Here is a 22715-nt window from a genome sequence, read left to right on the forward strand (position 1 = left end):
CATGCGTAGCTTGGGTCTGCTTGCAGGTGCTTGCCTCATTTGCCTCGGCGGGTGTGCCTCGCTGGGGGGCAACGTCAAAGGCAATTTCATTTGCCGTGCGCCCGACGGGATTTGTTCGCCCACATCGAACATCGATGACCAGGCGATCGCCTCGATGACCGGCGGCGTGGCATCGGGTGCGGTTGCCGGTGCAGTAACCGCCGATCCCGCTGCGCCGCGTTCGGCGGGGTCGTTGAAGGTCGTGCTGCCGGCGCGAACCGACCGGTTCGGTCGCTGGCGCGATGAAACGGTCGTGTACGTCGAACCGCAGCTTGCCGGCGCAGCAAGCGACGATCGCCGATTGGCGGCCTCGGTTTCCTCGGCCCCGGCACGCTTGTCGCTGGTCGAGCTCGCGGCGGGCGCGCCGGCGCCCGCCGAGATAGCGAGCGCGTCGGTACCGACGTCGGGCAAGCCGGTTTCAGGCGAAAATTTCCGAGCCGAAGTTGAACGCCGGCTGGCTGCTGGTCGCAAGGGTCCCGAGCCGGTGGCGGTGCCGCCCTCCGAAAGCGAAGCCGCCGCTGCAGCCGCCGACCATGCGGTCGTGTCTGCGCCTGCACTGGCTGCTCAACCCGCTCCGGATGGCCAGTAATGGCGGGGTGGTTCGACAAGCTGCTCGGTGATCTGCTCGGCGGGCCGCGCAAGGTCGACAAGGCCGTCCCGTCGACGTCGATCCCGATGTTCGCCGATTGGCTGCCCTATCGGAGCTTCGACCAGAAGAACGGACTATATTACAACAGCGCATCGCGGGGCTGGATCCTCGAGGTGTCTCCGCTGGTCGGTGCCGACGACAGGACGAGCGAGATCATTTCGCAGTTTCTGTCCGAAGGCATCCCGGACAAGACGTCGATCCAGATCCTGCAATGGATGAGTCCGCGCATCGCGGAACGGATGGTCCAATGGTTCATCCCGCGCCAGATGGCGAAGGGCGTCTATGAGCGGATTGCTCAGCACCGCGCCGATTATCTCGAGGGCGGCGTGTGGTCGAGTCTGTCGGCGGACGCGCCCTTTCATCTCCGTTCGCACCGCGTTTTCGTTTCGCTTGGCGTTCCGGAGGGCGCGAAGGTCAGCGACGAGGAGCTGATCACCCTTCGGGAGTCGATGGCGTCGATGCTTCGCTCGATCGACGTCGAGGCGCAGATTCTCGATCCCGTTGGCCTTCTGAAGCTCGTCGACGATCTGACGTCGCCAACCACAGTGTCGGGGGAAGATGTCGTTGATTACAATCGCTTCGATCCGATCGCGGACCAAGCGGTGCGCCGCGATATGGAGATCGTCACCGATCCCAATCGCATCCTGATCCGAACGGAGCGTTTTCGCGCGCTCGGCGCGCTGCAGGACGGCGTGCCGGACATCGGCGAGATCGTGCCCGATCGCTTCGACATTCGCTGTTACGCGATCCGCAACCTCCCGCCGCGCTGGGCGCCTTGGGACACGGTAAAGCTCATCGGCGATCCCTATTTCGACAAGCTTCGGATGCCCTGTCCGGTGGCGACGATGCTCACCATCACCTATCCCGACGAACAGGCGGCGACGTCGCGCGCGGCGTTCAAGTTCATGCGGACCACCAGCCTCGCGAATTCGCAGAGCGCGAAGTTTACTCCGCAAATCCGCGACCAGTCTCGCGAGTGGGAATATGTCCAGGACCAGCTCCGGCAGGGACAGAAGCTCGTGCGCGTCTTCTACAGCGTGATGAGCGTCTCGCCTTACGGTGAGGGCGATCGGCACGAACGCAATCTCAAGGCGGTCTACAAGGCGGCGGGTTGGGAGCTTCAGGACGAACGCTATTTGCAGATGGCGGGGCTGATCTCGGTCATGCCGCTCACGATGGCCAACGGCCTCGCGAAGGACTTTGAGCGGCTGAAACGCTTCCGCACGATGCTGACCACGACGGTTGCCAATATTGCGCCGCTGCAGGGCGAATATAATGGCGGGCCGATCCCCCATTTGTTGCTCCTAGGTCGCCGCGGTCAGCCCTTCTTCTGGTCGCCATTCGAGAACAGCGCCGGCAACCATAATGTCGCGGTCTTCGGCAAGTCCGGCTCGGGCAAGTCCGTGGCCCTGCAGGAAATCACCTCGGCGCTGGTCGGCGCCGGCGCGAAGGTCATCGTGATCGATGACGGCCGCAGCTTCGAGCATAGCTGCAAGCTGCAGGGTGGCGCATTCGTCGAGTTCACGATGAGCTCTGGTTTCTGCCTCAATCCCTTCTCGATGATCGACGCGGCGGAGGCGGAGCGCGACGAAGATTATCGGCTCGATTGCATCGCCATGCTGAAGGCGATCATCGGTCAGATGGGTCGCCATATCGACCGCCTCAACGATACCGAGCGCGGCCTGATCGACGCCGCGGTCAACGCCGAATGGGAAAAGAATGGCGCCGAAGGTTCGATCGACGGGGTGATCGAAGCCTTGATCGCAAGGCAGCATATCCAGGGCGAAGAGCTCGCGATCGCGATGCGACCATTTTCCAGCGCCGGAACCTATGGCCGCTTCTTCACAGGGCAATCGACCTTGAAGATCGGCGCCGATCTGACCGTGTTCGAGCTCTCGGACCTGTCGGCGCGCGAAGAGCTGCGTTCGGTGGTCCTGACGGCCATCATGTTCCTGTCGAGCCAGGCGATGCGGAAGGATCGCAGCACCCGCAAGGCACTGCTGCTCGACGAGGCTTGGCAGCTCCTAAAGGGCGGGTCGATGGCCGATTTCGTCGAGACCTACGCCCGAACCTGCCGCAAATATGGCGCGTCGCTCATCACCGCCACCCAATCGCTCAACGACTATTACAAGTCGGAAGGATCGATCGCGGCGCTCGAGAACAGCGACTGGTTCCTGATCCTTCAGCAGAAGCCCGAGACCATCGCGGACTTCAAGAAGCTCGACCGCTTCGACATGAATGATGCGGTCGAAGCGATGATGCGGTCGCTGAAACGAAATGGCACCGAATATTCGGACGTGCTCATCAAGGGGCCCGAGATGCTCGCGATGGGCCGTCTGGTGCTCGATCCCTATTCGGCGACGCTCTATTCCTCGAGCCCTCAGGTCTTCGCCGCGATCGACGCGAAGACCGCCGCCGGCATGAGCATGGCGGAGGCGATCGAGGAAGTCGCCTTCCCCGGATCGGTGCAGGAACAGCGGGGCGTCCGCGCCGATTATGCGGAAGCTGCAGAATGACGGCGCTGGCAACCTCGCGGATGCGGAAGCCCGCTATCGCGCCTCGGCGGTTGTTCCAGGACATCGCCTATTCGCTCGTTTCGGTCAGTTGCTGGCTGGCGATCAATTGCCTTGCTGCTGCAGGGGTGATGCTCGGTTTCTTCGCCTTGATGGCCAATCTCAGCGTCGACCAGTTTTTCGCCGAAACGGCCAATCTCTCCAATCACTATCTCGCGGCCGACAGCGAGCGCCGCTCCGAATTCTCCGAGATCCTTTTGTATCTCTTCGGCGGTCTGGTGCTGTTCTTCTGCATCACGCGGCGCGCTGCGCTGCTCTCGGGCACCGCAACATCCAAGGGGGACATGTCCAATGACTGAGCAACTGGCTTTGACCATCGGCGGGGAACCGCTCGTTCCTCCGACTGAGGCCGCGGCGGCGCCCCCTTCCCGTCGCCGCGGTTTCGCCGGCTTCTCATGGGGGCAAATTGCGGGCGGCACCGCCCTTGTCGCGGCACTGCTCTGGGGTGGATGGGCCACGCGCGAGCTCATGATCCTGAAGGAACGACGGATCGTGTCGATCAGCCTCGCCGGGATGGCGAATGATTTCATCATGGCGGAGGCCCGATCGGGCGCGAGCCCCGAGCAGGTTGATTCCGATACGCGCCATTTCATGGCCGCCATGCAGCGCACCCTTCAGGAGCGCGCGGCCGCCGGCGAGACGATCGTCGTGAGCGAGGCAGTTGTAGCGGCCTCGATGCCCGACATCACACCGGAGATCCGCGCGGCGGTCGGCGAGTTCATCAAGCGCAACCCGCCGCCGCGCGTAGCGACCGCTGCGCCGGCGCCTGCACCGGCGATGCCCGGAATGATGCCGACAGCGCCGGTGCAGGCGCCGCCAGCGGCGAATCCGGTGTTCGGTGGCGGCGGTCTGCTGCCCGGCGGCGGGCAGTGAGATCATGGGACGCATTCGCTCGCCCATGCTGCGAAATTCGCTGTTTGCTGTCGGCCTGGTAGCAGGAACGAGCGCGTGGTTGTCGCTCGACGCCTACGCGCAGAGCCATGGGTTCTTCATTAATCGTTCGCCCTCCTTGCCGAACTGGGCCTATTATTTCGAGCGCGGGAAGGCTGTGAAGCGCGGCGAAGTGGCGTTTTTTGCGCCGCCGTCCAATGCCCTCGTCCATGCCCATTTTGGAGCCGAGCCGCCCGTGTTCGGCAAGATCGTTTATGGTCTGCCCGGTGATATTGTGACGCATCGCGGAGCGGATGTGGTTGTGAGCTGGGCCGCCGGCGCCGGCAACGAAGCTCCGTCGGAACAGCTGGTCGCAAAGCTCAAGCCCGTGTCGTCTGCCGGCGAAGAACTGGAGCCCGGGCCGACAGGCGTGATCCCGAACGACTGCTATTATATGGGTAGTCCCCATCCTGACGGATTTGACAGCCGTTATGCTGCAATCGGGTTTGTCTGCGCCAGGCAGATTGTCGGCGTATCGAAGTGGTCGTTGCTGTGAACCGCGTGGCTCTTTCGTTCGTCGTGGCAATGGCGATCATCGGCATGGCGCCGATCGCCAGCGCCAAGGATTATGGTCAGCAGGGCGCCGTATTCCGGATCTCCGAGCCGGATCTTCTGCGGACTATCGAGCAGAAGCTTCGAACGCTGGAAGCAAGCGGCGGCATCGAGCGGATGAATGCCGAGTTGACCCGCAAAACCGAAGCCGGTGTTCGTCGGCCACGCCCCGTCGCCGGTATAAGCCTCGCGGTGCGCGATCGGAGCTGGATCTTCGATCCGGCGATGCGCGTTGAACAGGACATTCTCGATCACAAGGGCAATGTGATCGCCCGCGCGGGCCAGCGGGTGAATCCGCTCGATTTCGTGACCGTGCGCCAGAAGCTCGTCTTCATCGACGGCGACGACAAGGATCAAATGAGCTGGGCCTTGCGCCGGTTCGATGATCAGTCCGCGAAGCTCATCATGGTGAAGGGCGCTCCGCTCGACGCGATGACCTTGCATCAGCGCCGCTTCTATTTCGACCAGGGCGGATTTCTTGTCGGGCGGTTCGGGATCCGCGCGGTGCCGGCGGTCGTGGAACCGAATGGCAGGACGATGAAGGTTTCCGAAATTCCGCTCGGGGTCGGGCGGAAATGATCGGCCTTATTCGCACCTCGCTCCGGTCGGGCCTGCGGCGACTTCGGTCGGCCGCGTTCATGACGCTCGCGGCCGCTGGTGTGGCAATGGCGGCGCCGGCTATTGCCAGCGCTGCCGGCATCGATGGCACGCCAGGGAAGTGCACGGGCAAGTTCGTGAACCCCGTGACCGACGTGTGCTGGTCTTGCCTCTTTCCCCTTTCGGTTGGCGGGCTGAAGATTTTTCCGTCCGATCGGCCCGACACCGACAATCCCGATCTGCCGATCTGCGCTTGCGGCTCGCCGCTTCCGCGCATCGGCGTTGCGATGGGTTTTTGGGAGCCGGTGAGGCTCGCGGACGTCACAATGAAGCCGTGGTGCTTCGCCAGCCTCGGCGGCAAGAAGATCTCGCCGGGATTCAACATTGGGCACGGCCGCGCGGCCGATAGTGTCGACGGTCACGATCGCGGCGCGAAATGGCATGTCCATTGGTACGTCTATCCGCTCCTCTACTGGATGGAGATTTTGACGGACATGGCCTGCCTCGAGCAGTCGTCGTTCGACATCGCCTATGTCACTGAAATCGACCCGCTCTGGCAGGATGATACGCTGACAGCGCTGATCAATCCGGAAGTGGCGCTCTTCGCCAATCCGCTCGCGCAGACGGCGTGCGCGGCGGACTGCGGTGCCGCCACCGGCAAGCTGCCGCTCGATCCGCTCTTCTGGTGCGCGGGCTGCCTAGGGCCAATGTACCCGATGAACGGAAACATCTCGGGGCACATCGGCCACGTCCAGTCGAGCCGGCTGGCCCTCTCGCGCTTCGCCTTCAAGCTTCACCGGCAAGGCATTGCCTGGGGCACGATGGGCAAGAAAGGCCTCTGCGGCAAATACATCATGCCGATCATGAAGAAGCAGCAATATCGCTTCCAGGCCACGGTGCCGTCGCCGATGGTCAAGGGCCGCTGGGCGTGCCCGCCGATCGGCGCCTCCGACATGAAGCCGGGTTCCGGCAACACCTATCCCGCCGTTGGCGAAGACATGGGCTATCTCGTGTGGAGGAAGCGAAATTGCTGCGTCCTTTGAAAAACCTTTCCAGAAAAGGGAAATTTGTTTCCGCGGCCGTGCTGCTGGCGGCTTGCGGCGGCAGCATCGCGCTGGCGCAGAATGTCGATGGCCTCGATATTCAGCATATCCTGAGCCGCGGTGAAGCGGCCGATCCCGACGCGGAGGCGCTCATCCGCGAAGTGGCGCGCCGGGGTGATGAAATGCGCGCCGATGCGCGCGAGGCGGCCGACGGCGGGAACCGCAACCTCAGCGAGAATAAGGCTGTGCTCGGGGGAGCGCCAACCGGGGCGATAGATTTCGACGAGATGCTGGCCGCCTCCAAAGAGCTTGAGGCCAGCGACAAGGGCGCGCCTCAGCTCATCGTTTTCGCATCGCTGTCGATGCCGGAGCAAAGCCTGAAGCAGCTCATTCGCGATACGGCGAAAGCAGGCGGCACTGTCGTGTTTAATGGTTTCCCCGGGAATTCCATGAAGGCGTTTCAACAGGGGATCATGAAGGTTGTCGACAACCAGGATGCTTACGGCAGCATCGGCATCGATCCGCGATTGTTTCGCGCATTCGACGTGACGGCGGTGCCGGCGATCGTCGTCGTGACATCGGAATTCGAACTTTGTGACGGGTTCAACTGCCGGACGTCCGTGCCGCCCTATGATCGGATGAGCGGCAATGTGCCGCTCGAATATGCACTCGAGACATTCGTCGACGGTCGTGGCCCCGGTTCGGCGATCGCGGGCCAAGCGCTGGCGCGCCTGAAAAAAGGGCAGGGGTCATGATCGACGCCAGCTCTGGACCAGCAACTTCGATCGAACCTGAAGGCGTCGCTGGCGCCGGCGTTCGGCGCTTGGGCCGTTCACTCGTCGCGATCGTCGCGGCGGTCGCCATGGTGGTCGGTCCTATCCCGGTTGTTCAGGCGCAAACATCGCAGCCATCCGGAGAGATTTCGGCTGCCGGCAAGGATGGCGAAGCGTTCGCCAAATCAGGGAAAGAGGGAGCCGCCTCGATTCCCGATCAGGAAGTCACCGGCGACGTCATTCCGGGCTATTCGACGGCGCCGAGCGATCTTTCGAGCCTTTTCGGCACCGACGATGGGGCGCTCAATTCCGCGGGCGGCAATGCGGTCGGTAACGAAGCCTGGGAATTCATGATGGGCGCGGACGCCAATCGCGCGACCGTTGATCCTTCGTCGTTCGAAGACATCATGAAGAAGGGCGAGGAGATCAATCAGAACGCCGGGAGCTCCGAGCTCGGCGAGAACATCAGCAACACGCCTGGCACTTGCGAGGAAGTAAAGGTTGGTGAGAAGCAGGACTATTATGACGCGACGTGCGACGTTGGCGTCACCGTCACGACGCCCGATCGCGTCGAGGAGCTGAGCTGCCCCGATGGCTATACCCTTGTCGGTCGGACCTGCACGAAGACGCTGACCCAGCCTGCGGACGTTACCTATACGTGCCCCGACGGCGGTGTGCTGCAGGGAACGACATGCGTCGTGACTCAGCCCGCTTCGGTATCCAGCCACAGTTGCCCCGCCGGGTTCACCCTGCAGGGCACGAACTGCACGCGCACGACGACTGAGCCCGCGGTGATTACCGGCTATAGCTGCCCGGCTGACTATATGCTCGAAGGCGATCGCTGCGTGCGGACGCTCGAGCAGTCGGCGACGCCGAACTATAACTGCCCCACCGGTTACGTCCTTGAAGGGACAACCTGTCGCTCGAAATCGACCTATGCCGCCACGGCAAGCTATAGCTGTCCCGCCGGGTATAATCTTTCGGGCACCACCTGTTCGCGCACGCTCTCGCAGCCGGCTGACGTCGATTATACCTGCCCTGCCGGTTACGATCTGAATGGCACGACCTGCACCCAGACCGGGACCTATACGGCGATTCCGAATTATAGCTGTCCATCAGGCTATACCCTCGTCGGAACGACTTGCACGGCAACCGGAAGCTATGGCGCGACACCCAATTATAGCTGTCCGAACGGCGGTACGCTGCAGGGCACCGAATGCGTTACCTCCGGGAGCTATGCCGCAACAGCGAGCTATAGCTGCCCGAACGGGGGTACGCCGAACGGCACCAACTGCATGACGACGACTCAGACGCCGGGGACGCCGGTCTATCAGTGCAGTGGCTGGGCGTTGCCGATGGATCTCTATACCTTCGAAAATGCGCCCTACTGCGGCTTCGCCAAGACGGGCAAGACCTGCCCGACTACCTGGACCGGCTTCTATAAGGAAGGAAAAGCGCAGGGTTACAGCGGGACGAAGTGCTTCTTCCACCCGAAGGTCAATTATACCTGCCCTGGCGCTTATGTCGTCGAGGGATCGATGTGCACGATGGTGACCGCGACGCCGGGGACCGTAAGCTATAGCTGTCCGAACGGAGGGACGCTTAACGGCACGCAGTGCCAGACGAGCTCGAGCAGCCCAGCGACGGTCACTTACAGCTGTCCGAGTGGCGGCACGCTCGCCGGAAGCATCTGTAATACGAGCAGCTCGCTGCCGGCGACGGTCACGCATACTTGCCCGAGTGGCGGCACGCTCAACGGTACGACGTGCACGATCGTCACGTCGACGTCTGCTACCCCGGTCTATTATTGCCCGTCTGGCTATAATCTTTCGGGAACGACGTGCTCGCGGACCGATGAGACGAGCGCGCCGGTTACCTATAGCTGCCCCAATGGCGGCTCGCTGTCCGGTTCGGTTTGCACGATCGACCTCGCGCAGCCTGCGGAGGTGACATATAGCTGTCCGACCGGATGGGAAGTTCAGGGGGACAAGTGCAAGTCGGTCCTCTCGCAGCCGGCGACGCCGATCTATTCCTGCCCGTCTGGGTACAGCCTCAGCGGCAACATGTGCAGCAAGACGGAAACGCAGCCTGCGACCCCGAATTATAGCTGCCCGACCGACTTCACCCTTTCGGGCACGACCTGCACCAAGACCTATCCGGCGCAGCCCAACTATAGCTGCCCGGCGAATTACACGCTGTCGGGTACGACCTGTTCAATGACCCTCTCGCTGCCGGCGAGGGTCACGATGGTCTGCCCGCCCGGCGCCACCGAACAGAATGGCACCTGCTACGGCGAGAGCGCGGGGCAGAGCGAGTGCGCCGAGCTCGAGTCAAATCCCAAATGCAGTCACGTGCGGGACACGTGCCTTGATGAGGAGCCGAACGGCCCCTGCAAGGTCACCGAGCGCACCTTCAAATGCCCGATTCCGAATTCTCCGCCGACCGATGTGAAGGAATATGTCTGCGGCGGGTCGATGTATTGCATCAACGGGAGCTGCAGCGAGATCGAGGAGGAAGCCTCGAACGAATTCAAGGATGCGCTCGTTGCGATGGGCGCGATCGATCAGGTCGGCAAGGAATTCGATCCCGATACGATGGGGCTTTTCAAGGGCACGCGCGAGACGTGTCACAAGCCCGTATTCGGTTTGGTCAACTGCTGCGCTGGTAAGGTGTCGGGCCTGTTCTCCGGCGGCGTCGCCGCGGCGGCCGCCTGGGCGGGGCTCAGTGGCGGACCTGCAGCGCTCGCAGGCGTCGCCACCCAGTTTCTCACCACGTTCCTTTGCTCGAATGAAGAAAAGCAGCTCGACGTAAAGGATCGCCTCGGTCTTTGCGTCTCGATCGGCAGCTATTGTTCATCGAGCTTCCTCGGCGTCTGCCAGACGAAGCGGAAGGCCTATTGTTGCTTTGAATCGAAGTTGACGCGGATCCTGCAGGAGCAGGGGCGGCCGCAAATCAACAAGCCGTGGGGGAAGCCCAAGGAAGGACAATGCGCCGGTTTCACGGTCGACGAATTCTCGCGCCTCGACCTCAGCAAGATGGATTTCTCCGACATCTATGCGGACTTCCTCGAAGCCGTGAAGCTTCCCGATGAAGCGCAGATGGCGAGCGACATCCAGGCGAAGATCGATGCCTATTATAAGCAGCATGGACCGGGAGGAAATTGACGAGATGATTCCATCCCGACGGCTTTCGGTCCTCGTCAGAGCGGTGGATCACATAGGCGAGGAGCGCGAGGTTCAGACAACCCCGCTCGGGCGCGAAGTTCTCGAAATGCACAAATCGTCGCTCGCCAAGGCGGCGCTGCGATCGCGGCAAAGCAGCCTTTCAAAACGGAGAAGAATGATGAAGACGGCGATCCGTAGCGCGATTGCTCTTGCCGGCGCACTGCTCGTCGTTTCCGGCGTACCTATTCGAGCACAATCTTCGGTCGAAGATCGCTCTCCTGATGCGACTAGGCCCTCTCCCAGCCAAGACTTCTACTGCGGCGCCCGCAAACTCGGAACTTGGTTCTATTGCGACAAACCGAAACCGCGACCCAATCCGAATGCCCCGCCGCCGCCGTCGACAGCCGCGAGCGAACGGCTGGCTGCGATCGCCAAGGAGCTCGACGAGCTGAAGGCGCGGGCAATCCTCGAGCCGTCGGAAGTGAATGTGACAGCCTATATTCGTTTCCAGCGCGAGCAGCTCGATCGGGCCTCGATGTTCTCCGATGTCTGGCAGCGGTCGATGTGGCAGAACCCAGAGCTCGACTATACGCTTCAGCGTCCCGTTTCGACGCTCGCCAAGCGCGCCTGGATCGACAATCGCAAGGCTGAACAGGAGCAGGCGCTCCGGAATCTCTCGAAACGCTACGGGATCTTCTATTTCTACGCGCAGAGCTGTGGCGCGTGCGAGATCTTTGCACCCATTCTGAAATCGCTTTCGATGAACAGCGGCTTCAATGTCGTTGCCGTCTCGATGGACGGCGGACCGAACCGCGAATTCCCGAATTACGTCGTCGACGTCGGGCAGCACGCCAAGATGGGCCTCACCACCAAGGCCACCCCGACGCTGGTGCTCTATGACACCGTGACTCGTCGCCCGATACCGATCGGCACCGGCATCTTGTCGGCCGACGAAATCACCGAACGCATTTTCATGCTCACGAGCACCAAAGTGGGGAGCGACTTCTGATGGTCGACATCAAATTCATCGCGCGGATCCGCGTGGCCGTTTCCCGGATCGGGATTGGCATCATTGCGCTTTCCGTAGCCGCGGCGCCGGCACAGGCGGGCGTTGGCGACGAGATGAGCGACTTCTTCAACGATATGGGCGCGTCGGCTAATGCTACCGGGGCGACGGCCTATCAGGGCCAGTCCGCGGGCTATTACTCGCTCGGCTCCGTATGGGCCCGGTTCCCGCAAAAGAGCGTCTATCCCGCCAACATCCAGCTTCCGAAAGTCCGTGCTGGCTGCGGCGGCATCGACATCTTCTCGGGCTCCTTCTCCTTCATCAACATGTCGGAATTCGTCGCCAACCTGAAGGCGATCGCGAATAACGCCATCGGCTTTGCCTTCAAGCTCGCAATCGACAGCATCAGTCCGCAAATCGGCGGCGTGATCGACCAGATGCAGGACATCGCCAACAAAGTGAACCAGTTCAACATGCAGAGCTGCGAGGCAGCCGCCGCGGCCGTCGGCGCCGTATGGCCGAAGGTCGACGCGGCGGAGGATCGAATTTGCCAGTCGATCGGCACGTCTGCAGGGCGCTTCTCCGACTGGGCAAAGTCGCGTCGCGGATGCGGTAATGGCGGCGAGCGATCGTCGACGATCAATTCGAATACCGACCTGGCGCTTGCGGCAATGACCCCGGGCCCGAAAAACTACGCCTGGGACATGATCAAGCAATCGCCGCTTGAAAGCTCGGATCGGCAGATGCGCGAGCTCGTCATGACGCTTACGGGCACGATCGTCGTGGGCAAGCGTCCATCGGACAACGACCCGCTCCCGATCATCTATAGGGGGGAGGGCGATCCCGCGATCCTCGATGCGCTGCTTGACGGCGACAAGGAGATCGACGTCCTCGGCTGTGACGAAACCGACAAGTGCCTCAATCCGGGCAAGCGGACGATCCCGGCGCTTGGGGCTACGGCATTGCGGCCTCGTGTTGCAATGTTGATCCAGTCGATGAGCGACAAGGTGCGGAGCAATGCGGCACTGACGACCGAAGAGAAGAACCTCCTCGGCGTTGCCAGCATCCCGCTTTACAAGGTTGTTGCCGTACAGGCGGCCTCGGGCTTCAACCTGTCGCCGGGCGAGCTCAACTCGCTCGCCGAAGTCACCGCGATCGACCTGCTCAACTCGATCGTCCAGCGGATGCTCGATCAGGTGGCCTCGGGCCAGTCGAACAACAGCAATCAAGCCGATTCCGAAAATTTGCGCCAGTTCAACGAACAGCTTGCGCGCGTGCGCCAGCGGCTGTTCGAGCGCGAAAGCACGGTGAACCAGCGCGTGACGCGGACCTTTGAGATCGTCGATCGCGCGATGATGATCGAAAGCACCCTGCAGACGCGCATGGCGCCGGGGATGGCGGCATCCCTGAATTTCTCCCGCGCTTTGTCGGCGCAAGGTTTGCGGCCCTGATTCCGGGCTGAAGGAGCGCGTGCGATGATCGAGGTGTTCACGGTCGGGGGCGGGGAGTATCTCGTCAACGTCTTCAACGCGGTGGCGTCGTGGTCAGGCTCCGGTGGTTACCGTGGCCTCATTCGCGTTGTCATGGTCATGGCGTTCACCTGGGCGCTCCTCGTCACGGCGTGGAATATGGATCCGCGGGCGCTCCTCAAATGGTTCATGCAGGCGACCCTGATGTATTTGGTCGTCATGGTGCCCACGATCTCGGTAAAAGTTACCGATCGCACCAACCCAGGCGTGACGGCGGCGGTCGTCGACAATGTTCCGGTCGGCCTCGGCCTGGTCGCCGGCTTCACCAGCCAGATCGGCGATTATCTCACGCGAGCCGCCGAGACCGTGTTCGCCATGCCCCAAGTGCTCAATTATTCGACCGGAGGCATGATCTATGGCGCGAAGTTGCTCGATGCTACGCAGGGCCTGAGGATCGACGATCCGGTCTATGCGACCAACCTGAACGAGCATTTCAAGCAGTGCGTCTTTTATGACATCCTGCTCGGCCGCAAAACCTATGACGACACCCTGAAGTCCTCGGATCTGCTCACTGCGATGGGGCCGGGGTCGGTCGCGCTTTCGCAGCAGTATATCTATCCCGATGGCACATCGGGCATCGTCACCTGCGAGACGGCCTACAATTTCATTCGCAATGGCTGGAGCAACTACTACGCCATCGCAGCTCCCAAAATTGCAGCTCAGTTCTTCCCCGGCATTCCGGTTGCGCAAGCGTCGACCCGCCTGAACAACGACATCAGTAATATGAACGCCGCAGGAATGGGCTCGAGCAGCGGTCAGCTCGTTCGGCAGGCGATGTTCATCAATGCGCTGACGGAGGCGCGCGACAGCTTTGCTAGCGGATCCGCGCAGGGTTCGATCGATGCGTTCGCGCAGACTCGCGCGGACATTCAGACCCGCAATACCTATTCGACGATCGCGTCGGGCGCGATGAAATGGGTTCCCTTGCTGAACATCGTTCTGACGGTCGTTTTCTACTCGCTCTTCCCAATCCTGTTCCTGCTGATGCTGCTGCCCACCAACGGCATGACCGTTGCCAAAGGCTATATCACGGGCTTCTTCTATCTGGCTGCCTGGGGGCCGCTGTTCGTCATTTTGAACATGATCTTCATGTCGCGTTGGCAGGATTCTCTTGCATCGTGGGGCGCGAATGGTGGGATGACGGCCGCCAACTTCTCCGGCATCTCGGCTGTCAACCAGGACGTCGGCGCGCTCGCCGGCTATATGATCATGTCCGTGCCGTTCATCGCTGCCGGCATGGCGAAAGGCGCAATGGCGATCGCGTCGCATTCCGCGAGCTTTCTCTCGCCAAGCCAGAATGCGGCTGAGCAGGCCGCGGCCGAAGCGACCACGGGCAATTATTCGTACGGCAACGCTTCGCTGATGAACCGGCAAGTCAACACGCTGCAGCGGGACCAGTACACGACAGCCCCGAGCTTCAGCACTGGCGCCGCGACCATCCAGCAGCGCGCCGGGGATGGCGCGTTCATGCGTTATAACGAAGATGGAAGTTTCGCTTACGACACTAGTCAGGGCATTTCGAACCTTGGCTTCGCGATCTCGGCGAGCAAGGATTATGGGTCGCAGCTGCAGAAGGGGCTTAGCCAAGGGTCGGGTGTCGTCGAGCAGAAGCGCGTTGCGGCGAACGATAGCTGGGCGACGACGCGCACGGAATCGGCGCGGCTGTTCGACACGGCGCAGACGTCGGCGAGCTCAACAACCGAAGAAGGTCGCTCGCTGCAGTCGTCGATCGCTCAGGTCCAAGATCTTTCGTCACAGTGGTCGAATACGCTTCAGACCCAATTTGGCATGACGAAAAGCGAAGCGGATAAATTGGCTCGTGATACGGTGTTGACCGGAAGGGCGGGAGTTGGTGCGTCGGGTGCGGTAAGTGGAAAACGCGGGCCGCTCTCAGGTCAAGTCGATGGGAAGATCGGCATCGACGGCAATTCGAGCGACAGAAGGAACACAGAACAGGGCGTTTCAACTCAGAACGCAAACACTGACGCCTATCAGTGGCTTGAAAGGGAATCGAATTCGGAGGCTGCTCGGCAAGCGCGCGAGAGCTTCTATCGTGCAACCACGTCGTCGACCGACAGTCAGGTCCGTGGTCTGGGGCAGGAAGTATCGCAGGATCTGAGGCACTCACAAAGCCTCAGCGAGGAAGCTTCGCGCGCGGAAGAACGGTATCAGCGTTGGTCGAGCGAATTCTCGCAGTTCGAGCGCGACGGCTATGCCTTGAACAAGAATTTGAGCCAGGAATTCGTCCGCTATGCTCAAACTGCAATGATGGACCCGCAAAATCGTCATCTCGATCAGAGCTATCACCCGGGCCTGGTCAACATGACGACGACGCAGGCGATGACGCAAGACGCTTTGCTGAAGCAGTTCATGGACGATCGCGTTGATCAGATGCACCGCGACCTCGGCGTGGTTCCGGACGCTCCTGCCGGCACGATTGTGGGACCCTCGTTCTCTACCGCCGACGACATACGCGCGATCGGCGCTGCCGGTATGGCCGAGATCGCAGCGCGCGGCCCTGCGGTCGATGTTTCCGGTACGGCACGTGACGTAGCGCTCGAGGATAATGTGAGCGGTCGACTCGATGGGAGCGTCGCGCGCCTCGATGAATATGGTCACGGCATGAGGGCAACCTTGCTCGGCGATCGGCGGCAGGCAGACAGCCTGGGTGCAACGGCGGAGGCTCGGAACGATTCGTGGGTCATCCGCACCATGCCAGGCGTGGCGTCGGCGATGAGGGCGCTCGGGCTCGATAACGCGGCGGACGCGCCTCTCGGCGGGCACCGGGTAAATCTGGGAGGAGTAGCCGCCGCCGCCGGCCTCGGCGTTAAGGGCGGGGCAAATCTCAATTCAATGGACTCGAGCATGGCGCCGGCGTTGACCGCCGCTGCTGCCTCGGCTCACGCGCTCGGGTTGCCGCAGCGCATCGTAACGTCTGCCCGCGACAGTCAGCATTCTCGCGGTAGTTTGCATCCCGAAGGGAAGGGGCTTGATCTGCGCGGGAATGACATCAGCATTGCGCAGGGCCGCCAGTGGGCTCGCGATGTTCGCGAACGCCTCGGACCGGACTATGACGTCAATTTTGAGACGTTCCGCGACAATCCGGCGAACAATCATCTTCACATCGAACATGATCCAAAGCCGCGTGGCGGGAAGGGTCGCAAGCGCTGACGCCCGCGGCCAGCGGAATTAACCGCTGGCCGTGGTCAATGTGTTCCGAAGACAAGGATGAACCCGAAATAGGCGGCAACTACCGCCAGCCCGGCATACAAGAGGCGCGCACCCCAAGGCCCAAGCTCCTTCATGTCGCCACGGTTCTTGGTTAGTCGTGCGAGTCCATCCTCCGCTGCTGACGAAACGTACAGCGGGTGCGACGGATCGTAGAGTCGCCTCGCGAAATTGTCGTCGTCATTCATGGGCCAATCCTTCGATGCGAACATACAGGAAACACCCAAGAACGGCAAGTTTCTGCATGTTTTGCGGTTACAGATAAGCTCCGACGCAGCGGAATTTGAGCCGGGTTTGCCCAGGAAAGCCGCCATTCTTGTTTTGATAACAGCTCAGAGCTATATAGGAGCAACGATCCAGAGAGGGTCGCGTTAAGAGTCGGATGATGGCAAACGCTGTAACTCAAGTGCTTACTACGGTGAACGCCCCTTACGGGGCGGCTGTTTCTGCACATCAGCTTGCCGCTATGATCGTCGATTCCGATAGCGCGATTAGCTTTAATGCGCCAGTTTTCGCATTCTTCTCCGAAGTTCCGCTTCAGGTCCAGAAGCAGTTCATGTGGGCCATGAATGTGGATGAGCAACTAGCGAGCCAAGTCGCTGAGCAAGTCTCCCAGCTTTCGGGTTACGCATTGCCGCTGGCGGCCTGACGCCGTGCCCGAGAAGCGGCCAAGCGAATGGCCGGCCCTTTTCGATCTCGCAATCGATATCCTGAAGCACTTCAACGAAGCGAACGGCTTTTCACCCAGTTGGAGTTTTGGCGGCGGGACTGCGCTCATGCTGCAGATCGACCATCGGGAGAGTCACGACATCGATCTGTTTCTGGACGATCCACAATATTTACCGTTTTTGAACCCGGAAACACAGGGTATCAAACTCGAACGGGCTCCCGATAGCTATCAGGCCGGCACGGATGTCTTAAAGCTCGCATATGAGGAGTTGGGCGAAATCGACTTCATTTGCTGCGACAATATCCTGCTCGACCCGACCGCAGCGACCGATGTACGAGGTCACGCTGTCGCGCTTGAAACTCCGGCAGAAATTATTGCAAAAAAGGTGTTCTATCGCGGTTGGAGTCTCCAACCGCGAGACATGTTCGATCTCGCCGCGGTCGCTGAGCATTTTGGGTCCGACTACGTGCTATCGGCCCTCAAGCAATGCCCGCCTGACAAATGCAAGACTGCGCTGGAAGTCATCGACAAGACCAACCCGGCCTATGTCGAAGGGATCATCGGGCAGCTCATGCTGCGCGAACACACGCGCAGCCTCGTCGCGCATTCAAGGGATATCAGCCGAAACCTGATTGAGCTTGCAATCACCAACTGACCTCACTTCGGGCTAGCACTACCTTTTGGCCGCACCGTCGCGCTCGATATCGTTCCGCAACGGCGCAAATCTTCATGGCGCTGCGATCCAAATTCGATATGTCGAGGCAGCGTCTGGGGGCGCTACGCCAGATTACACAGTCTCGATCTAACTTCCGGAAAACGGCGCGCGAGACGTCTTATACGATAAGGGGGACCAAGTCTTGGAGCCCTCAATAGGGGGAAATTTTGGACCTATTACCGCAGTGGACGGAGAAGGCTGACAAGCGCGGCCTAGACCCCCTAGGCATCCAAAATAGCGGCGTGCTGCTCTACCAAGCCCTTTTGCCGGGTATCAGCAATGTTACCCTCAGAATGCGCTATTACTGCTATTATTGCTGGGTCAGCGAAACCTATGCGCGTAGCGGAGCGTCCGACGATTTCGAGGCATGGCGAACCTGGCTCCGCAAAGCTGAGGCGCTCTACGCCCTCGTCGCCGCATATGCCGAAGAGACGGGTGTCGGCGGAACGGAATGGGCAAATGGCCGGCTCGCCGTAGACAAGAAGGTCATCGACTTCGCCGCCGCCGCTTCAACCGATCGATCGCAGAAGCTATATTTGCGCCAAGCGCTTGGCGTCTTCGGAGGCGCATATTTTTCCCAGATGGAAGAGATGGGGCTCTTCACCTACAATAAGCATGGCATCCAAGTCGCCACACGCGAACTCGGCAAGCGAGCCGCGACCCTATTCGCCGATGCGATCGGCCCAGACGTCGCAAAGCTGCTCAGGAAGAAGATCGCCGACGCCAGCGTGAGTGCTCGCGAACTCGAGCGCCTTAGCCCAATTGCTCCGTCCGAAATCGACGAAGACGGCGCCGAGCGCGAATTTTACGAAATGCTCCTTTTCGCCGAAGGTGACACTGCCTCGGAGAACGCGCACAGTCGAAGCGCATCGCTGCGGCTCGTCCTCCATACAGCGCGCGCCATCGAAGCGGCTCCCGGACCGGAAGATGTCCGATGGCACCTCTTCGATGTGCCCGCGGATCCTCTGCCCGCCGAGCTTGAGGCTCAACGACTGAACTGGGAAGTCTACAACTGTCAGGACCTGATGCAGGTGGCGGCCGCGTCCCTGCTGGCTTGGGCCCTCTCGCTGCTCAATTCCGCCGACGGCGGATTGCCGATTCTCGAAATCCGCGCGCAAGTCGTCGACGAGCTCACGTCGCAATCCGAGCTGGGATTCGCCGGATCATGGCGTGAATTCCGGTCTAGGAATGTCCGCGAGACCTACGACTTTAGAGAGACCTGGAACCAGATTACAAACTGGCGCGGCGCCCCTGATGAGAAGGCGATGGCGGCCGTTCAGCTCATGGCGGCGCTCCATCAACGGACCTTGGACCGTCCCGATCTCGCTGACCGGATCAATCGAGGCTTTCCTCTCCGCGGCATGGCGCATTCTCTGCGCACCGAGCTAAACTGGCTGGCCTCGGAGGAAGATCAGACCGTCATCGAGAAGATCGCCGACTATATGATCGAACGTGTAGTTCGACGTCATAGCTGGGTTGCGATGCAGAAGCTGCGCCGGCAGCGAGATTATACCTTCCTGTTCGAGGTACGGGACGGCCGACTGATCTATCTCAAAAACTATCAGCCGGTCGCGACGACACCTCGCCTTATGCCTGCGATCCAGTTTCTTGAAGACATTCACCTCTTGAATGAAGATGGTCCGACTTCGCGCGCGCTTCCCTTGCTGGAGGCAGCCGCATGAAACTACCTGAACGGTTGGGCCGTCGACCCCGCAAGCCTTTTCATAGTGCCATCACAACCACATTCGCGGTCGAATTCGCGGCGGTTGAAGAAATCCTGCTGCCGCAGCTTAGGGCCAGCGGCGCCAACAATCTTCTCTTGGTGGCCGACGATCGCATGGCGGCTATGGCGCTTACCGACGGCTCGAGATTGCCCGTCGCGCTCGGCCGCGATTACGCACTCCATAGCCCACCAGCGAGTGACGGCATCTTCCACCCGAAGATCATTCTGCAACTCGGTCGCGAAACGGGAAGGGCATTTGTCAGCTCGGCCAACGCCACCGGCGCCGGCCTCGGCGGAAACGTGGAAATCGCCATCGAGATCGAGTCTGGCAATGAAGATGGACCCGAACGTGAAATCCTACGCGCCATCTGGCAGTATCTGAACTCCTTAGTTTCAGAGGAAGCGTCGCCCGCACGAGATGCGCTGCGCTGGGCACGCGAACGGGCGCCGTGGCTGGAAGGGCCGGTCGGAGCGCCGCTCAAGGAACTCGACGACGGCTCTGCGATTGGCTTTCTTCCTTCATCAACCGATCGCGGAATTTCGAACCAGTTTGTGGAATGGATCGGCAACGAGAAGGTGCGGAAGCTGCTCGTTGTCAGCCCTTATTGGGATAGCAACCTCAGCGCCCTTTCTGAATTGGCGGCGGAGCTCTCGCCCAAAGAAATCATCCTTCCTATCGACAGCGAACACCACGAATTCCCCGCCGAAGCTGCCTTCGCAAAAAAGGTTCGGCTCGTAGATCTCAATTCCCCGAACTCGCGCTTCACTCATGCGAAAGTCTTCGTCGCGCTGACGAAGCATCATGACCATATCCTTTTTGGGAGCGCGAATTGCACGACTGCGGCGCTTAGTAGCGCCGGCAGCAACGCGGAGGCCTGCGTCTATCGGCGGCTGCCCGCGGGGACCGCAGTCAAAGCATTGGGCCTCGATCGCTGGATCGACGCTGATCGGCTTGAGCTTTCCCAATTGGCGGACCGCGAAGACCTGCCTGAAATCCCGCTGGCGATCTTGGAGGCGCGGCGTCCTGGCTCCTTTGAAACGGATCAAGGTTCCCTGTTCTGGCAGCCACCTATCGGCGATGCGGGAGACGGTATCATCCAGCTCCTAGACCGTGCCGGCGCACTGCTAGACGACATTCCAGCGGCGTCCTTTGCAAGCGCGGGCTCTCGACTAGCAGTGCCGATCACCTCGGAACTTCAGCAGAAGCTGTTCTTTGCGCGCATTGTCCGCGGCGAATTTGTGTCAACGACGGCCCATGTTTCGCACCGTCAGGCGCTGAGAGAAAGTCGCCGGGAAGCAGCCAGCGGCCGCGTTGCTCGTGCGCTTTCTCAATTCACCGATGGAACCGATTTTGAGCTATGGATGCACGAAGCATTCGAAACGCTGGTCCGGGCCGATTTCTCGCAGAGCAAAGAGGGTGCCGCGATCGCAAGCGCCCGCCCGCGAGAACCGAAAGAAGTCGGGGCGGCGGCGGACCCCACAAATCTCAGCTATGAGGAATTCACCGAAGCGCGCCCAGGCAGTGCGCGGGGGAGTGGGAACGGAGCCAATAGTCTCGCGGGCACCTACACCGACAGCATTCGCGATTTCCTCAATCTGTTGACCGGGCGCAGTGAGCCCAGCGCCGATCGCGACGATGACGGCTGGCTCGATATGGGCGAAGAAACGGATGATATAGATGACGTGCCGGATGCCGACGTCGAGTCCGCAGCGCTAGCTTCGGTCAACCCGGAACCCGTCGAGCGTCGGAAAATAGATGCCAAAGAGTTCGAATATTATATCTGGGCCTATGCAGAGGAAATCGAAGATGACGGGGATGCCATCGGATCAGCCGAGGTCCTCCGTCTTCGCTATTGGATCCTGCTCCTGCTCTTCAAGGCGCGCTGCAACGATCTCCCCAAGGGGCTCGATTGCTCGAGCGCACCCCAGTCATGGCCCCGACTGGTCGTACGGGCGCTCGTCGCATTCTTTGGCGGTAAATCGCCAGCTATCTCGCGGCTCATGATGGCACGAGAGTATAGCGAAATGCCGGTCGACTTTATGGAATGCTGGGTAACCTCGCTTTGGGCGCTCGACGCCATTGAAGCACTGATGCCGAACAATCGGGCAAATCGCGACTTCCTGCCATATGTCTCAAAACTTCGGGTGCTGATGATAAAACTGCTCGGCCTTACCGCTGCGGAACTAACTGGCACCACCGCCGCGGACATTCGCGCTGGCTTGGATCGCTCGATCGGAATGAGACTGGGGTTGCTGGCAAGCGCGGACAATATCGCGGCGACAGCGGCAGAAGACACCATGGTTGGTTCGGAAAGGGACGGAGTTGAATGAGCAAGATTTGGATCGGCGTAGCCGCCGTCGCGACCATCGCCACCGGTTACGGCGCTTGGAACTTCCTGTCGCGCCCGGTCGATATGCCGCCATCGGCTGGCAAGCAGGTGACTTGGGAGAAGATGGCGGATGGAAGCTTTGTTGCGCAATCGGGCGTCGGAGGCTTCTCTGACGCGCTGACCCGCTGCTGGTCCATCAAAGACGGCTACGAATGCGTTCATGCGGCGCAAATGTCTCAGACCATCGACATCTCTGCGGGGGAAGTGAAGACCCTGCCGAACGATGGCAACATCAGCGGGATCGGTTTCGAGGGCGACAAGTTGATCATACCGGACGCCTACCGTTGCTCTTCGATAGGCATCGGCAATCCGGAAGAGACAATCGTAGGTCGCGGCAACCGGTTGGCATCGACCAGCAAGGGTTGGTCGAAGGCGTATGTGACCAAATATCTGGCGGACAATGGCATCAGCGCCAAATGGTTCAACTGCGTGGGCTTAGCCAAGCTATTGGACGACGGTTCCTATGCGACGTTGGGAACGACGTCTGTCACCCGGAAGATGGTGTTCGACTAGATGATCGCTTGACCGGAAACCTCACTCCAGCTTACGCGGATTTTCCCCTTCGCCTTGGGGAGTGATTTCCGGTCGATCAGCTTCCCGCTGATATCGAACTCGTCGTTGATGCGGACGATCAGAACCTTGCTGAAGTTCCGCGCCATGTTGATTTCAACGGTGTCCGTCCGCTTGAACGGCGTGATCGTTTTGATTTCGATCAGGTCGTTGCCAAGTCGTCCGTCGGACCCTTGCGCGTAGTTTCGGTTCAACCGGATACCGTGGGTGATCGCGCCGTATAATTCGCCGATATCGCCGTAGACGTGCAAATGCTTCCCGGTGTGGGCATTGTAGCTACATGCCGTTGAGAGAAGGCTTTCGAAGATCGGGACAAGGGAGATGTCGGCGTTTGGATATTTCGCCCGCCATTCCTTGTATTCGATCTGCTGATTAATCTCGTCCCAGCTGACCCATTCGCCATCGTCCCAAAAGGCTCGGTCGTGATCGGCAAGTTCCATCATGGGCACACACTAGCAGCAATTGGTGAACAGCTTCTGTCGCTGAAGATGTAATCCGATTGTACACGGGTAGAAACATACGTGCCCGGAACGTTCGTGCCTCCCGATCCTCCCTTAACGTCGG

At 60.7% G+C, this 22715-nt stretch carries 19 protein-coding genes; 17 read left to right on the top strand and 2 right to left on the bottom strand.

All coding sequences use genetic code 11. The features are described from left to right. Position 1 precedes the first annotated feature (1 nt). The 12 genes from SKP52_RS24930 (at position 2) to SKP52_RS23570 (ending at position 16026) form a co-directional block, all read left to right on the top strand. On the top strand, positions 2-628 hold the full coding sequence (locus SKP52_RS24930; RefSeq protein WP_052209038.1) for a hypothetical protein: 627 nt from the start codon (positions 2-4) through the stop codon (positions 626-628). Then, entirely contained in the window at positions 628-3204 is a 2577-nt protein-coding gene (gene traC / locus SKP52_RS23520; protein ID WP_037554269.1) for a type IV secretion system protein TraC, read from the top strand. The genes SKP52_RS24930 and traC overlap by 1 nt, the downstream gene beginning before the upstream one ends. After that, positions 3201-3560 (top strand): hypothetical protein, encoded by a 360-nt coding sequence (locus SKP52_RS23525; protein WP_040110187.1) that lies wholly within the window; start codon positions 3201-3203, stop codon positions 3558-3560. Before traC ends, SKP52_RS23525 begins: the two co-directional genes overlap by 4 nt. Beyond that, positions 3553-4134, top strand: coding sequence for a TrbI F-type domain-containing protein (locus SKP52_RS24935; RefSeq protein ID WP_052182094.1), 582 nt, complete (start codon positions 3553-3555; stop codon positions 4132-4134). The genes SKP52_RS23525 and SKP52_RS24935 overlap by 8 nt, the downstream gene beginning before the upstream one ends. A 4-nt stretch (positions 4135-4138) precedes the next feature. Then, a complete protein-coding gene (locus SKP52_RS23535; protein ID WP_037554305.1) occupies positions 4139-4687 on the top strand; it encodes a S26 family signal peptidase in 549 nt (182 codons plus the stop codon). 29 nt (positions 4688-4716) lie between these two features. Next, the gene (gene traW / locus SKP52_RS23540; protein WP_081933006.1) at positions 4717-5322 is read left to right on the top strand and encodes a type-F conjugative transfer system protein TraW; all 606 of its coding nucleotides are present in this window, start codon (positions 4717-4719) and stop codon (positions 5320-5322) included. Positions 5323-5381: 59 nt separating this feature from the next. Beyond that, a complete protein-coding gene (gene traU / locus SKP52_RS23545; RefSeq protein WP_081933013.1) occupies positions 5382-6383 on the top strand; it encodes a conjugal transfer pilus assembly protein TraU in 1002 nt (333 codons plus the stop codon). Continuing rightward, positions 6353-7138, top strand: coding sequence for a type-F conjugative transfer system pilin assembly protein TrbC (trbC, locus tag SKP52_RS23550; RefSeq protein ID WP_228383954.1), 786 nt, complete (start codon positions 6353-6355; stop codon positions 7136-7138). The genes traU and trbC overlap by 31 nt, the downstream gene beginning before the upstream one ends. Then, the gene (gene traN, locus SKP52_RS27520; RefSeq protein ID WP_052182093.1) at positions 7135-10320 is read left to right on the top strand and encodes a conjugal transfer protein TraN; all 3186 of its coding nucleotides are present in this window, start codon (positions 7135-7137) and stop codon (positions 10318-10320) included. Before trbC ends, traN begins: the two co-directional genes overlap by 4 nt. 175 nt (positions 10321-10495) lie before the next feature. Continuing rightward, the gene (locus tag SKP52_RS23560) at positions 10496-11329 is read left to right on the top strand and encodes a conjugal transfer protein TraF (RefSeq protein WP_037554262.1); all 834 of its coding nucleotides are present in this window, start codon (positions 10496-10498) and stop codon (positions 11327-11329) included. Then, positions 11329-12777 carry a conjugal transfer protein TraH gene (locus SKP52_RS23565; RefSeq protein ID WP_052182092.1) on the top strand — a complete coding sequence of 483 codons (1449 nt, stop codon included), beginning with the start codon at positions 11329-11331 and terminating at the stop codon, positions 12775-12777. The genes SKP52_RS23560 and SKP52_RS23565 overlap by 1 nt, the downstream gene beginning before the upstream one ends. Positions 12778-12801: 24 nt before the next feature. Further along, entirely contained in the window at positions 12802-16026 is a 3225-nt protein-coding gene (locus SKP52_RS23570; protein ID WP_052182091.1) for a conjugal transfer protein TraG N-terminal domain-containing protein, read from the top strand. Positions 16027-16061: 35 nt separating this feature from the next. Here SKP52_RS23570 and SKP52_RS23575 read toward each other — a convergent pair whose 3' ends face one another. Next, complete coding sequence (locus SKP52_RS23575; RefSeq protein WP_037554261.1) at positions 16062-16271, bottom strand: hypothetical protein; 210 nt, start codon at positions 16269-16271, stop codon at positions 16062-16064. 194 nt (positions 16272-16465) lie between these two features. Here SKP52_RS23575 and SKP52_RS23585 point away from each other — a divergent pair, with 194 nt between their 5' ends. The 5 genes from SKP52_RS23585 (at position 16466) to SKP52_RS23605 (ending at position 22094) form a co-directional block, all read left to right on the top strand. Next, a complete protein-coding gene (locus SKP52_RS23585) occupies positions 16466-16732 on the top strand; it encodes a hypothetical protein (RefSeq protein ID WP_228383955.1) in 267 nt (88 codons plus the stop codon). A 4-nt stretch (positions 16733-16736) separates the two neighbouring features. Then, positions 16737-17408 carry a nucleotidyl transferase AbiEii/AbiGii toxin family protein gene (locus tag SKP52_RS23590; protein WP_037554259.1) on the top strand — a complete coding sequence of 224 codons (672 nt, stop codon included), beginning with the start codon at positions 16737-16739 and terminating at the stop codon, positions 17406-17408. A gap of 227 nt (positions 17409-17635) precedes the next feature. Further along, complete coding sequence (locus SKP52_RS23595; protein ID WP_141237228.1) at positions 17636-19150, top strand: hypothetical protein; 1515 nt, start codon at positions 17636-17638, stop codon at positions 19148-19150. After that, positions 19147-21522, top strand: coding sequence for a phospholipase D-like domain-containing protein (locus SKP52_RS23600; protein ID WP_040110188.1), 2376 nt, complete (start codon positions 19147-19149; stop codon positions 21520-21522). Before SKP52_RS23595 ends, SKP52_RS23600 begins: the two co-directional genes overlap by 4 nt. Then, complete coding sequence (locus SKP52_RS23605) at positions 21519-22094, top strand: hypothetical protein (protein ID WP_037554256.1); 576 nt, start codon at positions 21519-21521, stop codon at positions 22092-22094. The genes SKP52_RS23600 and SKP52_RS23605 overlap by 4 nt, the downstream gene beginning before the upstream one ends. Here the strand turns inward: SKP52_RS23605 and SKP52_RS23610 are convergent. Then, positions 22091-22594, bottom strand: coding sequence for a hypothetical protein (locus SKP52_RS23610; RefSeq protein WP_037554255.1), 504 nt, complete (start codon positions 22592-22594; stop codon positions 22091-22093). The genes SKP52_RS23605 and SKP52_RS23610 overlap by 4 nt on opposite strands. Positions 22595-22715 lie beyond the last annotated feature (121 nt).

The sequence above is a fragment of the Sphingopyxis fribergensis genome, assembly GCF_000803645.1.
GTDB classification, from domain to species: domain Bacteria; phylum Pseudomonadota; class Alphaproteobacteria; order Sphingomonadales; family Sphingomonadaceae; genus Sphingopyxis; species Sphingopyxis fribergensis.

Coding starts and splice junctions, on each gene's coding strand:
- SKP52_RS24930 (WP_052209038.1), top strand. CDS start 2: ATGCGTAGCTTGGGTCTGCTTGCAGGTGCTTGCCTCATTTGCCTCGGC.
- traC (WP_037554269.1), top strand. CDS start 628: ATGGCGGGGTGGTTCGACAAGCTGCTCGGTGATCTGCTCGGCGGGCCG.
- SKP52_RS23525 (WP_040110187.1), top strand. CDS start 3,201: ATGACGGCGCTGGCAACCTCGCGGATGCGGAAGCCCGCTATCGCGCCT.
- SKP52_RS24935 (WP_052182094.1), top strand. CDS start 3,553: ATGACTGAGCAACTGGCTTTGACCATCGGCGGGGAACCGCTCGTTCCT.
- SKP52_RS23535 (WP_037554305.1), top strand. CDS start 4,139: ATGGGACGCATTCGCTCGCCCATGCTGCGAAATTCGCTGTTTGCTGTC.
- traW (WP_081933006.1), top strand. CDS start 4,717: ATGGCGATCATCGGCATGGCGCCGATCGCCAGCGCCAAGGATTATGGT.
- traU (WP_081933013.1), top strand. CDS start 5,382: ATGACGCTCGCGGCCGCTGGTGTGGCAATGGCGGCGCCGGCTATTGCC.
- traN (WP_052182093.1), top strand. CDS start 7,135: ATGATCGACGCCAGCTCTGGACCAGCAACTTCGATCGAACCTGAAGGC.
- SKP52_RS23560 (WP_037554262.1), top strand. CDS start 10,496: ATGATGAAGACGGCGATCCGTAGCGCGATTGCTCTTGCCGGCGCACTG.
- SKP52_RS23565 (WP_052182092.1), top strand. CDS start 11,329: ATGGTCGACATCAAATTCATCGCGCGGATCCGCGTGGCCGTTTCCCGG.
- SKP52_RS23570 (WP_052182091.1), top strand. CDS start 12,802: ATGATCGAGGTGTTCACGGTCGGGGGCGGGGAGTATCTCGTCAACGTC.
- SKP52_RS23575 (WP_037554261.1), bottom strand. CDS start 16,271: ATGAATGACGACGACAATTTCGCGAGGCGACTCTACGATCCGTCGCAC.
- SKP52_RS23585 (WP_228383955.1), top strand. CDS start 16,466: ATGATGGCAAACGCTGTAACTCAAGTGCTTACTACGGTGAACGCCCCT.
- SKP52_RS23600 (WP_040110188.1), top strand. CDS start 19,147: ATGAAACTACCTGAACGGTTGGGCCGTCGACCCCGCAAGCCTTTTCAT.
- SKP52_RS23605 (WP_037554256.1), top strand. CDS start 21,519: ATGAGCAAGATTTGGATCGGCGTAGCCGCCGTCGCGACCATCGCCACC.
- SKP52_RS23610 (WP_037554255.1), bottom strand. CDS start 22,594: ATGATGGAACTTGCCGATCACGACCGAGCCTTTTGGGACGATGGCGAA.